19 protein-coding genes are annotated in these 14,142 nt (G+C 39.1%); 14 read left to right on the forward strand and 5 right to left on the reverse strand.

Features of this window, described 5'->3' with window-relative positions:
- Window positions 1–12 precede the first annotated feature (12 nt).
- The 7 genes from AC6CHU_RS00115 (at window position 13) to AC6CHU_RS00145 (ending at window position 4,569) form a co-directional block, all read left to right on the forward strand.
- Window positions 13–963, forward strand: a complete 951-nt coding sequence (locus tag AC6CHU_RS00115; protein ID WP_498119517.1) for a ring-cleaving dioxygenase — start codon at window positions 13–15, stop codon at window positions 961–963.
- Between the two features lie 226 nt (window positions 964–1,189).
- Window positions 1,190–1,339 (forward strand): hypothetical protein, encoded by a 150-nt coding sequence (locus tag AC6CHU_RS00120; protein WP_498119519.1) that lies wholly within the window; start codon window positions 1,190–1,192, stop codon window positions 1,337–1,339.
- 152 nt (window positions 1,340–1,491) lie between these two features.
- On the forward strand, window positions 1,492–2,193 hold the full coding sequence (locus AC6CHU_RS00125) for a hypothetical protein (RefSeq protein ID WP_498119521.1): 702 nt from the start codon (window positions 1,492–1,494) through the stop codon (window positions 2,191–2,193).
- Between the two features lie 214 nt (window positions 2,194–2,407).
- Window positions 2,408–2,614, forward strand: coding sequence for a DUF6366 family protein (locus AC6CHU_RS00130; protein WP_498119523.1), 207 nt, complete (start codon window positions 2,408–2,410; stop codon window positions 2,612–2,614).
- A gap of 282 nt (window positions 2,615–2,896) precedes the next feature.
- Entirely contained in the window at window positions 2,897–3,394 is a 498-nt protein-coding gene (locus tag AC6CHU_RS00135; RefSeq protein WP_498119525.1) for a DinB family protein, read from the forward strand.
- Window positions 3,395–3,518: 124 nt separating this feature from the next.
- Complete coding sequence (locus AC6CHU_RS00140) at window positions 3,519–3,857, forward strand: hypothetical protein (protein ID WP_201306543.1); 339 nt, start codon at window positions 3,519–3,521, stop codon at window positions 3,855–3,857.
- 187 nt (window positions 3,858–4,044) lie between these two features.
- Complete coding sequence (locus tag AC6CHU_RS00145) at window positions 4,045–4,569, forward strand: phosphoribosylanthranilate isomerase (protein ID WP_159865545.1); 525 nt, start codon at window positions 4,045–4,047, stop codon at window positions 4,567–4,569.
- A gap of 157 nt (window positions 4,570–4,726) precedes the next feature.
- On the opposite strand, the gene AC6CHU_RS00150 is transcribed toward AC6CHU_RS00145, so the two are convergent.
- Entirely contained in the window at window positions 4,727–5,161 is a 435-nt protein-coding gene (locus tag AC6CHU_RS00150; protein WP_159865548.1) for a DoxX family protein, read from the reverse strand.
- A 33-nt stretch (window positions 5,162–5,194) separates the two neighbouring features.
- Window positions 5,195–5,845, reverse strand: coding sequence for a Vat family streptogramin A O-acetyltransferase (locus tag AC6CHU_RS00155; protein WP_159865551.1), 651 nt, complete (start codon window positions 5,843–5,845; stop codon window positions 5,195–5,197).
- Between the two features lie 247 nt (window positions 5,846–6,092).
- On the opposite strand from AC6CHU_RS00155, the gene AC6CHU_RS00160 reads away from it, so the two are divergent.
- The 3 genes from AC6CHU_RS00160 (at window position 6,093) to AC6CHU_RS00170 (ending at window position 8,229) form a co-directional block, all read left to right on the forward strand.
- Window positions 6,093–6,767, forward strand: coding sequence for a MerR family DNA-binding transcriptional regulator (locus tag AC6CHU_RS00160; RefSeq protein ID WP_236566228.1), 675 nt, complete (start codon window positions 6,093–6,095; stop codon window positions 6,765–6,767).
- Window positions 6,768–6,931: 164 nt separating this feature from the next.
- Window positions 6,932–7,354, forward strand: coding sequence for a DUF1801 domain-containing protein (locus tag AC6CHU_RS00165; protein WP_159865557.1), 423 nt, complete (start codon window positions 6,932–6,934; stop codon window positions 7,352–7,354).
- A 122-nt stretch (window positions 7,355–7,476) separates the two neighbouring features.
- Window positions 7,477–8,229, forward strand: coding sequence for a zeta toxin family protein (locus tag AC6CHU_RS00170; RefSeq protein WP_498119528.1), 753 nt, complete (start codon window positions 7,477–7,479; stop codon window positions 8,227–8,229).
- On the opposite strand, the gene AC6CHU_RS00175 is transcribed toward AC6CHU_RS00170, so the two are convergent.
- A complete protein-coding gene (locus AC6CHU_RS00175) occupies window positions 8,216–9,016 on the reverse strand; it encodes a DUF3990 domain-containing protein (RefSeq protein ID WP_498119530.1) in 801 nt (266 codons plus the stop codon). The two genes, AC6CHU_RS00170 and AC6CHU_RS00175, sit on opposite strands and share 14 nt — an antisense overlap.
- Window positions 9,017–10,141: 1,125 nt before the next feature.
- Here AC6CHU_RS00175 and AC6CHU_RS00180 point away from each other — a divergent pair.
- Window positions 10,142–10,636, forward strand: a complete 495-nt coding sequence (locus tag AC6CHU_RS00180) for a CBO0543 family protein (protein ID WP_159865566.1) — start codon at window positions 10,142–10,144, stop codon at window positions 10,634–10,636.
- A 73-nt stretch (window positions 10,637–10,709) separates the two neighbouring features.
- Here AC6CHU_RS00180 and AC6CHU_RS00185 read toward each other — a convergent pair whose 3' ends face one another.
- A complete protein-coding gene (locus AC6CHU_RS00185; protein WP_498119532.1) occupies window positions 10,710–11,294 on the reverse strand; it encodes a hypothetical protein in 585 nt (194 codons plus the stop codon).
- Window positions 11,295–11,521: 227 nt separating this feature from the next.
- Here AC6CHU_RS00185 and AC6CHU_RS00190 point away from each other — a divergent pair, with 227 nt between their 5' ends.
- A complete protein-coding gene (locus AC6CHU_RS00190; protein ID WP_498119534.1) occupies window positions 11,522–12,229 on the forward strand; it encodes a lysoplasmalogenase in 708 nt (235 codons plus the stop codon).
- A 21-nt stretch (window positions 12,230–12,250) separates the two neighbouring features.
- Here AC6CHU_RS00190 and AC6CHU_RS00195 read toward each other — a convergent pair whose 3' ends face one another.
- A complete protein-coding gene (locus AC6CHU_RS00195) occupies window positions 12,251–12,808 on the reverse strand; it encodes a CBO0543 family protein (protein ID WP_498119536.1) in 558 nt (185 codons plus the stop codon).
- Window positions 12,809–12,925: 117 nt separating this feature from the next.
- Between AC6CHU_RS00195 and AC6CHU_RS00200 the strand changes: the two genes are divergently transcribed.
- A complete protein-coding gene (locus AC6CHU_RS00200; protein ID WP_159865578.1) occupies window positions 12,926–13,480 on the forward strand; it encodes a DUF3231 family protein in 555 nt (184 codons plus the stop codon).
- 179 nt (window positions 13,481–13,659) lie between these two features.
- Complete coding sequence (locus AC6CHU_RS00205; RefSeq protein ID WP_159865581.1) at window positions 13,660–14,142, forward strand: DUF2975 domain-containing protein; 483 nt, start codon at window positions 13,660–13,662, stop codon at window positions 14,140–14,142.

Raw genomic sequence — 14,142 nt, forward strand, 5'->3', positions numbered from 1 at the left:
AGCAGGGGAGGGATGAATGTGCAAATCACTTCAGGTATCCATCACATTACAGCCATGGTGAACGATGCCCAGCGAAATATCGACTTTTATGCAGGGGTACTCGGACTTAGGCTAGTAAAAAAAACAATTAATTTTGACCGTCCGGAAGTCTATCATCTTTATTTTGGAAATGAGAATGGTGATCCTGGAACGATAATGACCTTCTTCCCGTGGGAGAAGCAGCTAAAAGGACGGATTGGAACGGGCCAGGTCGGGGTGACCAGTTATGTGATCCCTGAACATTCAATTGAACACTGGAAAAAACGGCTGAATCAATTTGGCGTTAAGTTTATACAAACGGTCCGCTACGGTGAGACCTACCTGCAATTCCAGGATCCCGACGGCCTTGAGATCGAACTGGTAGAGCGGTCTGAGGGGCCTTTGAACACATGGTCTTTTAAAGACGTGCCTCCAGAGGCAGCCATTAAAGGATTTGGAGGAGCAACCCTGATTTCGGCAAAACCAAACAAAACGGCTGAAGTACTTGAGAATGTATTAGGGCTGGAATGCCTCGGTCAGGAAGAGGGATTCTTAAGATTTAAATCAGAAGCTGAACTTGGAAATACAATCGATATAAAACTTACCCCCTCTGTTCGAGGTTTGATGGGGGCAGGTACAGTTCATCATATTGCCTGGAGAGCTAAAGACGAAGAGGATCATGAAAAGTGGAGAAGCCTTCTTCAGGAGAAGGGCTATTATCCAACAGAGATTTTGGATCGCAATTACTTCAATGCCCTTTACTTTCATGAAGAAGGAGGCATTTTGTTCGAAATCGCTACAGACCCTCCAGGATTTACGGTTGACGAACCACTAAAGGAGCTTGGCAGCAGGCTTATGCTGCCATCTTGGCTGGAATCCAAAAGAGAAGAATTCGAAGAGTTCCTGCCTGCTTTAGAGGTCCCTATTTTAAGAGGGGATAAATAATAAAGCATAGATTTTATAGAGGGAAAAGCCAAATAAGCCGTTCAGACCAAATCCCATTGGCGATTTGGTCTTTTTGGCCATAAAAAATCACCCCCTATATTGCCCGACTGTTGGTTTTTCAATATCTGTTATAAGGGGTAAGTCTTTATCCAGGGGACTTTCTTTTTGTACAAAAGGGGAGCCATGTCAGGGTAAGAAGGATGACCCAGAAAGTTAACCAGATAGAATGAAAATTGGTGGATTTGATATTACATTGGAAGAAGAGTATGCAATACTTATTTTTCTTGAACAACGGGGCAGTCTATTGGAAAAAGAACACAGCATTAAATTGATACATATATTAGATCCCAATGAAGAAAAATATAACAAATTCTAAATGGAAGCTGGACTAATATGAGAAGCAGAAGACGAGTAAATAAGTATCCATATATTATTTTGGGAAGTATCCATTTAGTTATGCTTGTTATAACCCTGGTTAAAAGCAGAAACCGCAAGAGAGACATGGTCCTTTTCCTTAATTACGCCGGAATGGCCTATATTTTTGAATATATTGTTGTAGCCCTTTTTGATGGATATGTTTACAAGCCCAAATTTATAAAACAAAGAAATTTAGATAATATTTTCGGGGCCATTTGGTCACAGTTTTTTTATGTTCCTGTAACGGCCTTATTTATCACCGTTTTAAACCTGGGCTGGAGGGTGAAGGTATTATTTAGCTTGTATTTTGTTCTAATCGAAAAGCTATTTATATTTTTGGGTGTTTTCAAAAACAAGTGGTGGAAAACGAGATATACATTTTGTTTCATTTTAATTTCTTTTTACTGCAATGATTATTGGAATGAACAGCTCAAGAAAAAAAGACCTCTCATTATGTTTATCTCTTTATTTAACATTATCCAGGTAACATGGATGAACACGGTTTATTTATTTGCTTTACTCAGAAAGGTTCGGTATGGATTCCCTGAATTTTTATCGTGGAAAGAACATTTTATCGTCGGCCCTTTCTTTGGTTTTTTACTTTCCTTAGCAACTGCTTTCTGGACTAAAAAAGCAACCTTTACTTCACTCTTATTAAATTTTCTTACTATGTCGATGGTTGATCTATTTTTAATTAGAAAGCATTTAGAGAAAATAAAAAATCCATTGAATTTACCTCTTATTTACTCCATTATCATAATGGCTTCTCATTTTTATAGAAAATTGATATATAAACAATTAGAAAATGAATGAACTTCAGGTGAATCAGGATAATCCAACCGGGCGCATTTCTTTAAGAAGGCGTCTTTTTTGTATTCTCAAAAGTGGTGTGAGTGTCACACTTAGCTGCCTGCTCAAATCAGGCAGCCTTTGTTAATGAGAAAATCGGCAGGCTTGGAATAAAAGGTATAAGCGCTTAAATACAGAATATATTCACATTAGAAACAGCTCGCAGGGGGTGTTTGTTATGAATAATCGAGATGAAACACCGGAGGAAAAAAGAGAACGACTAAAACAAAGTGAATTAAAAACAACTTCTGCGCTAAACGATTCACTAAATAGAGGAAGCAATGGGAGTTTAACGGATTTAACTGGCGGTTTGGGGTGGAAGGGTACAGCGGTACTGATCGTTGTATTAATCGTTGGGTTTGTATTATATAAGCTGATTTTTTAGAAGTTAATAGAAGCCTAACTTGCAGCTTTTTCTTCTTAATCAGACACTGCAAAAATTTTAAGTTGTTCATGGTTCCTATTTGAAGCAAGCTATGCTTTTTAAGAAAACCATCTTCAACTATCTGTGGTGATAAAATCAAAAAAATTAATGTCCTTATGAAGGAATAAAAGCAAACTGAGCCGAATAAGTCATAGGGGTAAGCATGGAAAAAAGTGATTTCCAGAGGCTTACCCTATTTTTGGACCGACTTTGTGATTACACTTAACAGTGAGGAGTGGTTGTATGCAAGTTGTAACTAACATGTTTGAAGAACAACTCGACATTCATTGGCACGAGAATGAATGGTTTGCATCTATAGATCAGGCGCTGCATGAAGTCACTGCAGCTGAGGCAGCTTGGACAAGTTCAGGAAACAGCAATTCGATTTGGCAGATTGTTAATCACTTGATATTTTGGAATGAGGACGTAATCCATCGAATTAAGGGTACTGAGAATCCGCGTAAGGCAGAAGACAATGAAGTAACCTTTGGAAATCCGGGGGATCCAGAAGACGAATTTGGATGGACGCAGACAGTGCAGCGTCTTAATGAAGTTATGAGTAATTTAAAAGGAGTCATTGCAGAACTTAATGATGAAAAGTTAAAAGCTCCGTATGCAGCCAACAGTAACTCTATGGAGCGACTACTCAGCAATATCATGATGCACGATACCTATCATGTCGGCCAAATTGTTCTTTTGCGAAAGCTGCAATCCTCATGGGCTGGGGTGGATTGGTCTTAAAGCAGCACAGTTCTGCTGCTCCTTGTCTGGACAATGAAGCAGAATTGACAGTAGAGAGAGGGAAATAGCTATTATATTAAAGAGAAAAATATTAACTGCTATTCTTAGCAGTTTCTTATTTGCATTGTTTTTTTCAATCCTTGGCGGGTTTGAAGAGAACCGATTTGTAAATTTATTTTTAAATTTATATTATTTAAACGTAATGCTTGCCATTACGTACGGAGTTATAGCTTCCTTCTTCAGTGACTGGCTCAGCAGAGTGATAGCTAAAAAAACTCTTGCTCGTGAGATAGCCTCCTTCATCATTCATTGCTGCTGCGGAGCCGTATTACAAGTTTTTGGACTTGGTTCTGCTATCTTATTCTTTATCATTGATCGTTTGTTAAGCAGGATGAAGATTGGCTGGCTGTCAGTGATCATAGCAATATTAATGGTAGTACTAGTATTTTTTATTATAATTTAAAAGATTTTAGAGGGGCGCAATGGGGAAAGCGCCCTTTTTGATATTTAACCAGGATTCTGAATTAAGTGCGATGGATCGGGTGAAAGGGAACGGCGCCTTAGAAGGAAGGCTCTTGTCGTAAAGATTGAGGCTTTTGTATAAGACAATATATAGCCGTACAGCTAAACGCAGAAAAATGGAGGGTTAAATGGAAAATCACAAGTTTAATGAGTTTATTAAAGTCGCTAGGAAACTCAATGACATTGAAATTATACCATTGTTAATGGGATCAGTTGGGTTAGAGATTGTTACAGGAAAGAGTTGGAATGCACAAGATTTAGATATTCATATCCCTGGGGATAAAAGAGGATGGGAAGTGCCACCCGAATTAAATATACATAACTGGAATGATGTCGTGAGCATTATGAATTCACTGGGATATCGTTTGATAGATTTGCATGAACACGAGTTTTCGAAAGAGGGATTATCTGTTGAGTTTGGTATTATTGATACCTTACCAAGTTTCGCGGGAGTCCAGTTAGAGCATTTAGAGATGCATCACCATGTAGAGGCAGAGTATTATTTACTAAATCCAAAACAATATTTACGCGTTTACGAATCTTCATCCAAGGATAGTTATCGAGCTTATAACAACAATCATAAAGATGTTGCCAAAATAGATTATTTAAATAGAATGATATTTGACAACCTGAAATCTAACTCAGAAAGTTAACCGTAATGGTATTTGATTTTTTATAGCATTGCTGGAGAGGTTAAATCAATAGTGGTACACCATGAAACTTATAAAGCCAATCTTTTATAAATAGCAAAAATTTGTGCGAAAAGAGCCGAAAGAAAAATCCGCCAAAAGCTGGCGGATGTTTTTACTGCTATATAAGAAGAATAACAGCTGTAATAAATATAATTTGTATTATCGTTCGAGGGAAAAGCGAAGTAATTGGTTTTCCGCCCATGCTGCTCCCTTTTCGAGCAGCGTAAATGTTGGCCGGAAACATAGCAATAAGCAATAAAGCCAATCCTGCTGCAGCAAGGCTTGAAGTAATTGGAATCAACAGTCCTATTGCACCGATAATTTCGAGTATTCCAGTTATAGTAACGATGAGACCTGGTTTTGGAAAAGCAGGGGGCACCATTTTGATAAGATCGGGTCGCCGCTTTCCCCAATGCGCTGATGCCGCAAATAAGAACATAAGAACAACAGCGATTCGCAAGGAAGGTTCCCAGCCATCCAAATAAGCAAAACCCAATAATCCAATTAAGCGAAAAAACAGGAATGAACCAATCAATACAATAAATGGAGCCATTGATATTCCTCCCTATTAAAACTATTAACCTTCTTATTTAGTATTTTTTAAACTTCTTAGTTTTTCTAAATCACCATTTACAATCACATCAATATGAGCAGAAATTATCTCAATATCTAAATCCCACCATTTCAATTCCATCAATTCAGCAATCATTTCCTCTGAAAAACGCTTCCTAATTTTCTTTGCAGGATTTCCCCCAACAATCGTGTAAGGTTCCACATCTTGCGTTATCACCGATTTGGCGGCAATAATGGCTCCATCTCCGATCTTAATCCCCGGCATAATAACTGTATCCATTCCAATCCAAACATCATTCCCGATGATGGTATCCCCTTTAAATGGCAGCTGATCCAAAGTCGGTGTATACTTCTCCCAGCCGTTTTTGAAAATATTGAAAGGGTAGGTTGAGAAGCCATCCATTCGATGGTTGGCTCCATTCATAATAAATGTAACACCGGGTGCTATCGCACAAAATTTCCCTATAATAAGCTGGTCTCCGAAAAACTCATAATGATATAACACCTGATCTTCAAAGGTTTCGCCATTTCTGGTATCGTAATAGGAGTATTCACCTGCACGAATGTTAGGTTTTGTAATTGTATTTTTAATAAATTGCACCTTCTGATTTCCTTTAATTGGATATATATCGTCCAGATTTGGACCATGCAGATTATTTGCCATAAAAATCGCCATCCTTTCAAAGCTATTCTTTTCCAATAAATTTATGCATGCCCTCAGAGATTGTTTTTTGCGGCTGAGTATGTCATGGCCAAATAACTCCCTCTATTTTTGTCTTATACATCAATTTTACAACATTAAAGCCAATTCTAAAGTTTCTGAAAATATAACGCGGAATTTCAAGTATCTTTCTATTAAACTTTATAAAGGAGTACAGTTATCAAATATAGGGGTGTGCTCAGTGAAAAATATGAGACCGATAGATATCGCGAAAAAATTAAATATTAGCACCAGCACTCTAAGAAGCTATGAGAAGAGGGGATTGGTGCCAAAACCATCACGTTCACCTGCTGGGTATAGGATATATACTGAGAAACACTTGGCCTATTTTGAATGTATTGTAGCCATGTCACCTGGGTTTGGAATAGATACTACTGCAGCTGTACTAAAAGCCCTGCAGCGAAAAAAATTGGATGCGGCTCTTTGGATCATCAATAGTGCGCAAAAAGCTGCTAATGAGGACAAAGCTCTCATTGAACAAGTGAAGGAACACCTGCAGCATCTAGATTCTGAAAAACTCCTTCCGATTAAAGATGTTTCATTAAACACAAGTATACCAGCTTCAACTCTTAGGTACTGGGAAAAGGAAGGGTATATACAATCGAAGAGGGGAACTAATCATTATCGCTGCTTTAATTCGTACCAGGTTATGAAGGTTTTGTTAATGAAAGTGGCCCAAGGTGCTGTATATTCAAACAAAGTGGTTCAATTAAAGAGAAATATCAGAAATCTGGAGGATTACAATGTTGAAGGGGTAAAGGATATAATCGAGGAGTGCCAGGTGCTTTTAAATAAACGCAATCAAAAACAGTTAAGCGGTTTATATTATTTCTACCGCTTATGTTCCAAGTTAGGATTACTATAATATCTTTCCATGAATCAGCTGCCGAATGTAGCGGTTTTTTATTTGACAAAAAGGGAGGTATAGTGAAATAAGGTAGGAGAATGGAGTATATCTAACGAATATATTAGTGAAAAATGAAGAAGGATTAGAAAATACACTTACTCAGTGAATAGGAGAGCGAATAAATGTCAGAACCGAAGATGAAAGAAACCAATAAAAGTGTAATTGAATTTATTGAAAGTGTGGAAAATGAGAAGAAGAAGGCAGATGCCTATCAGCTGTTAGAAATTTTCGAGGAGGTAACTGGGTACGAAGCAAAAATGTGGGGACCCAGTATTATAGGCTTTGGCAAGTACCACTATAAGTATGCATCAGGGCGCGAAGGGGATGCACCTTTAGCGGGGTTTTCACCAAGAAAGGCGAAAATAAGTCTATATTTGTCCTATGAAAGTGAGGAGCGAGAAAAATTATTAGAGGGCTTCGGTAAGTACACGAAGAGCAAGGCCTGTATATATGTAAATAAATTAGCTGATATCAATACTGATGTACTTAAGGATTTAATAAAACTTACAGTAGAAACCTATCAGGAACTTTATCCGACCGAATGAATGCGAGGCGCTTTTTCTTTATGAGAAAGCGTCTTTTTTATTTAGTGCAGTTCTACTGCATATACATTCTTGGTGCATACATAAGCTTTTCTGAGGTGATTGATTTGCTATTTCGCAACTGGATGGGAAAAATCTTTTACAAGGATGCAAGGGGCGGGAAAAGCTCAAATATAAAAGATACGAAGACACTTTTTTCAAAAGCGGACGGAGCTTATCTTTCAGGTAGAAGGGCTTTGCATCAGAAAATTTTAGCCGAACTTCAAAAGAACACTTTTCAGGGCAGTGAGATTAATCCACAGGCATTCTTTTTTGGAGGCGGGAGCGGCACAGGAAAATCCGTTCTTAGAGAAACCATCGTAAAAGAAAACCAGCACCTCATGTCTCGTGCCGTGCAGGTGGATCCTGATGAGATAAAGCTATATATTCCTGAATATCAAATCTATAAAGAAACGTATCCTCAGAAGGCGGCTCTTTTGGTTCATAAAGAGTCTTGTGATATTCGTGATGAACTGGTCAATCAGCTGATTCAGAAAAGGAGGAGTTTTGTTTATGAAAGCACAATGGCGAAGCCGAAAAAATATAAAAGCCTGTTTACTAAACTGAAAAAGGCTGGGTATGGCATTCATTTATACATTGCAGATGCTTCACTTTCAATAGCCAGGAAACGCGCTGCTGAGCGGGCGCGGAAGGATGGAAGGGCTGTTCCCGATAAAGTCATCGCGAATACACATAAGCTGGTTCCAAAAACGTTTATCCAGGTCCGGGACCTCGCTGATAATTATTATATTTTTAATACTGAAAAAGGAAAGAAGCTTGTCACGTCCTGTACAGTGAAAGATTGTAAGCTGTTTGAGGAATTTCTTAAAAAGAAATAGAGGTATTTCTTTTTTGCAAAAGCCAGGATTCATACTGATCGTGCCATAAAGAGTTTGTTCCATTTAATAGGCTAAAAGCCCAATAATAAGGTGATTCGCTCCTGAGCATGCTGGGGTGGATGGAAGAAATCCAGGAATCTGATAGTGAGCGAATCATGAGTAATCCGTCTGGCTGTATTTCCAGGCAAGCCATTTGAATTCTTCTCCATAGTTCCGGTTCGTGCTTCCTGTAATCTTGTTCAACCAGGACGGGGATGATTTTCATGTTTGATAGACATTGTATGGCCTGTTCACAATGGAGGGATAATTGATCTTTCGTTTTTGATACTGTCAGCTTTTCTTCTTGCTCAAAATGTCCGCCTGCCACTGGGCCATAAACGAAATCATAACTATGAGAATGTCCTTTGCGGCATTTAAGGACTAGGGCCTCCCAGATCGCTTTTTCCTTTTTCCATGAGGGCTGATCAGGAAAGGGGAAAATCCTCCCGTTCAACTGAGTCAATTTTTCTAAATCAATTTCCCAGCTTATGATGGTAGGGATCCTTGCTGCAGGATGATGAAGGTATTCCTTTTTCTCGATGCCGAGCTTTTTCAATAACTCCGCAGATACCTGCAGGTTCCTTGCACGGACACTTGCCCATCTGCCTGCCTGCTTGAAGTTGAATGTAAGATACAGCCCTTTTCCGAAATCCGTCAGCAATCTTTGTGCTTCCAGACTGACACCATACTGTTGAACAAGTGCAGCGGCAAATAAATTGGTTCCGTGGAAAACTTTGTATACTGTCACAGATGTGCCCCTCCCATAGTTAGCTCTGGACTATTTTATGAAAAGTGGGGGAGGATGGGAACAGGGTTAGTTGTATTTATGGCATTGGCGCGGCTTTTCTGGCTGAGACCTGCCCTTAGAAGCCGAACAGCTTACGAGTGTCTGTTTTGACAGGGACAGGATTAGGTAGCTTCGGACATCAAAGGATGGGAATAGTGAGTTAGAGTCGCAACTTAGGTTAACTTCAGACACAAAAAGCGAGAAACCGTCAGCTTGAGTCGGTGTCTGATCTAGCTTCTTACACAAAAGGGGGAAAATCGCGGGTAAGAGTCAGAAGCAGAGCAACCTTCTGACACAACAAGCGAGAAATCGGCAGCTCGAGTCCGAACCTGGTTCAACTTCTGACACGAAAAGTGAGACACCACTAGCTAGAGTCGGAACCTGGTCCAACTTCTGACACAACAAGCGAGAAACCAGCAGTAAGAGTCGGAACCTGGTTCAACTTCTGACACAAAAAGCGAGAAACCAGCAGTTAGAGTCGGAACCTGGTCCAACTTCTGACACAACAAGCGAGAAACCAGCAGTTAGAGTCGGAACCAGGTCCAACTTCTGACATAAAAAGCGAGAAACCAGCAGTTAGAGTCGGAACCTGGTCTACCTTCTGACATAAAAAGCGAGAAACCAGTAGTTAGAGTCGGAACCTGGTCCAACTTCTGACATAAAAAGCGAGAAACCAGCAGTTAGAGTCGGAACCTTGCCTACCTTCTGACACAAAAGGGGGAAAATCGCGGGTAAGAGTCAGAAGCAGAGCAACCTTCTGACACAACAAGCGCGAAACCGGCAGCTCGAGTCCGAACTTGGTTCAACTTCTGACACGAAAAGTGAGACACCACTAGCTAGAGTCGGAACCTGGTCCAACTTCTGACATAAAAAGCGAGAAACCGGCAGTTAGAGTCGGAACCTGGTCTACCTTCTGACACAAAAGGCGGAATAACCCTAGTTAGAGTCCGAACCCTGACCACTCCCATGAAAAAATCAATCAGGAGCAATATTTGCTTACAAACAGACACAAATACCAGGTCCAGGAATAAATGAATTCATAATGGGTGAATTTATTAATATCTGCAATAGGAAAGGCTGATCTTAATGGAGAAAAAATTATTAAACCTGCTTCTTGGATTATGCATTGTGTCAGTTCCTTTTATGTTTAAAGGGAAGAAAATGAGAGAGACTTTACTTGTATTCTTCTCGAAAGGTGTTTTGGCCACTTTGGTTGATGCCTATGTTGTTGGAACGAAAAGGGTTGAATATCCGGTCCGTCCTTTTCCAAAGATTTTCAAGACTAACCTGGTTTATGATATTTTATTTTTCCCGCTTTTAAGTGTGATTTGGGTTAAGATCTCTTACCATGACAAGTTAAGAAATATCCTGCTCAAAAGCTTAATTTTCAGTGTTCCAATGAGCATTGCCCAATGGTACATGGAGAAAAACACCAGACTGTTCAAGTGGAAAAAATGGTCTATTTTCCACACCTTTGGCAGTGTGAATTTCACCTTGTTCACTATTAGAGGGTTTGTTGGATTTATAAAAATTGTGGATCGATTGAAAGGAAATCAAAACTTACCTGAGCTGGAAGGCTAATAAGCCGCCTGGTTATATACATAAAAAAATGCTGCCCATTTACGGCAGCTTTTTTTATGGTAATCCTTCATGGTTATTTTACATGACCATGGTGATTAAATTTACGCTCTGTCCATAAAAAAACGTTCATAATCACCTTAGCTAATATAATTACGACGAGGTAACATACAAAAAGATATAAATAATTCGTGCTCCCATATAGCTTGAAAAGACCGATACCCGTAAGAAGGGGCTTAAAAGCAAAGGCTAAAACAGCAGAGGTCAGCCCAGTATAAACATAGTAATTTTTTTTATGCTTCAATGTCCATTGGTAAACCAGCATAAAGGTGACAGGAACAAAACTTGAGTCAAGGGATAAACCTGGAACCATTGGAATCATAGGAAATGGATAATTCAGCAGCCCGTAATTTTTATTGAACAAGTCGATATAGCCAAATAGCATATGAATGCTATAACCATAGAATCCCATGAAAAACAGTTTACTTTTATCAATTTTGAAATATAACACTATGAGAGGGACTAAAAATAGCATAATCATAAACCAGTATTCAAAAGAAGTGTAAATGCTGTGTTCCACCCAGTAATCATTTAGAGCTTCTTGTCCCTTTTTACCCATTTGGACTATATGATCGAAATCTTTTATCCTGTTTTCCTCCATGGCAAATGAACCCCTTTTAACTGCATGTTATGTCTATATTTCCTAATTATTTACTTTAATATGAGTGTTTTTTATAAGTATTTCGAGAAAAGAAAGATTTTTTATCTTTGATCAATGTCAAACATAGAGAGAAGGACTCCTTAATTCTTTATCGAATAAAATAAGAGCATACCAATTGCGCTTTTCTAAAGCGCGGGTTCCATTCAAACACAGGGAGATGGATATCATTGAAAAAATTGCTTATTCCTTTCTTAATTGGACTGATGGCATTCTTATATATTTTCATCGTTCCTCATGAGCCATTGGCAGTCAAAATTACCTTTAAGCTGATTCCTATGGCACTCATCATTATTTATGCATTCCGTCATCTCCCGCACAGCCCAACGCCTGCCATGCGTTTAGTGATGACGGGCTTATTTTTCTGCATGCTCGGGGATGGGTTCATTGCCGTCTCATTTGCTGCCGGACTTGGGGCCTTTCTGGTTGGCCATCTTTTTTATTTATCTGGGTTTTTGAAATTGGCTCAGACGACAAAGCGGCGTCTTGCAGCCATTATACCGATCGGTTTGTATTCTTTGATCATTGGCAGCGGGCTTTTAGCTTCTTTAAATGAGAAAGGGGAACATGCATTAGTTGGTCCGGTGATTGCTTATATGCTCGTTATTTCCATAATGGCTTTATCAGCTATCCTAACTGGAAACAGGCAGGCTATTGCGGGAAGCTTATTGTTTGTAATTTCTGATTCCATCCTCTCTTGGAATATGTTTGTCACAGATATTGTTTATTCAGATGTGCTGATCATGACTACTTACTATGGTGCACAATTTCTGATTGCCTCAAGCCTTGCTTCATTCGGGAAATTGGCAGGGGGGCCTGCAGTCACAACGGATGCTGTACCGCGGAATATCAATAAAAAAAAAGACTTTCTGATCTGAAGGAAAGTCTTTTTCAGCTTCTTATTTCAGCTCTTGAAAATTCTCGATTCTCGTTATCCAGTACCCGCAGTAATATAATGTGAGAAAGATGAAAAAGTCATATAAAGTGGACCAGCTTTTGGGATTATAAAAATCAAGGGCATTAAATAAATTCATTCCTCCGAAAGCCCCCATGGCAGAGAAGATGATCCCTTTTAAGAATGTATTCATTTGCGGCTTTATCTGCAGGGCTGCCATTACACCTACCGGGGCCAATGAAAAGTGATACGGCAAAAATAGAAAAGGTGCCAGGGGAATAATGGTCATCGGGTAGGTCCATAACCCTAATGATAGTGCTGCCAGGTCTATGGTCAGGGATAGGATGATGATCAACAATCCAGCCAGGAGAAGACGTCCGGTGCTGTCTTTCTTTCGATATTTGAACCAAATCAGCCAGGGAACGATAAACAAGGCAAGTCCGAGCCACCATTGCCATGTAAAGAGAAATTCGTCCTTCACGATATTCGCGAAGTAGGAGCTTATTCTTGAGTATTGTTCATATGCCTGTTCAGATTGGTCCAGTCCTTTTTCAAACCCCATGACTAATCTCCCTCACTATAAGATTCTTCTTTTCCAAAGGCTTTGCTTGAATCTAACGGAAGTTATGAATTTTTTCTAATCCTATACACAACCTATACAGGATAGGAGGTAAAGAAAATGGCAAATCCTTTAGAAGCAATTTTTAATATGCTCAGAGTTGCCCTGGATAATACAAACGAACCTAAATCTCCCTTGCATGTATTAGAAGTTGGGGATATATGGTCGTATTTAACCTTAGTGGAAGAATTTTTACGGTACGAAGAAATTGGATTTAATACGACGACAGATGATGAAGTGATAGAAATGCTTAACGATGTAGTAAAAATATGTGAGTCCCAGGTCAAAAAAATAAGTGCCTTTATGAGAAAAGAAGGAATTCCATTGCCAGATACAGCATCGGCAAAACCGCATACTTCTCCAAATGAGGTTCCATTAGGAGTAAAGCTTACGGATGATGAAATTACTAATGGCGTCGCATTTAAATTGGTGACGTGTTCCACAGCGTGTGCCAAAGGACAATCAGACTCTGTCCGAAATGATGTAGGCAATATGTGGACTGAATTTTTTTTAGAATGGACGGTATTTGGCGGCACATTAAAAACACTGATGAAAAAGCGGGGATGGCTGAAGGTGCCGCCGTATTACTATGCTCCAGGTACTCCAAATAAGTAAAACCCAATTCAAACTTTTGAATTTGGTTTTTTATGTGTATAAATAATAAAAAATCATCCTAAAAGGGGTGATGTTTTTTATTTATCAACAAAATAATAATAAGAAACGTTAAAAATTTATTGAAAAACGATAAATTATAGTTTAAAATCAAATTGAAAATAAGAAATGAGGTGTTTTATATGGAAAAGGTTACAACGCTTTTTTTAAAAATAGCCGTTATTCTTTTAGGAGTTCCAATTCTCTTACTGTGTATTTTTCTTGTGCCAGAACTGGGAAAAGAGGCAGGGAAAATGCTGCCGGAGTTTGCATTTTTTCAATATTGGGTTTACATCGTGTTCTATGGGTCGACGATCCCTTTTTATTATGCGCTTTACCAGGCTTTCAAGCTTTTGCGCTACATTGATAAAAATAAAGCTTTCTCTGATTTATCTGTCGCCGCATTAAAGAAAATTAAATATTGTGCCATCCTGATTGCCTGTTTGCATGTGCTGGTGCTGCCGCTCTTCTATATTTTTGCAGAACTAGACGACGCCCCAGGGGTCATCTTCGTCGGATTGGTTGTTCCTTTTGCTTCAATGGTGATTGCCGTTTTTGCAGCTGTTCTGCAGAAACTCCTGAAAGAGGCAATAGATATCAAATCAGAAAATGATTTAACGGTCTGA

The organism is Cytobacillus sp. GQ23, from assembly GCF_059758675.1.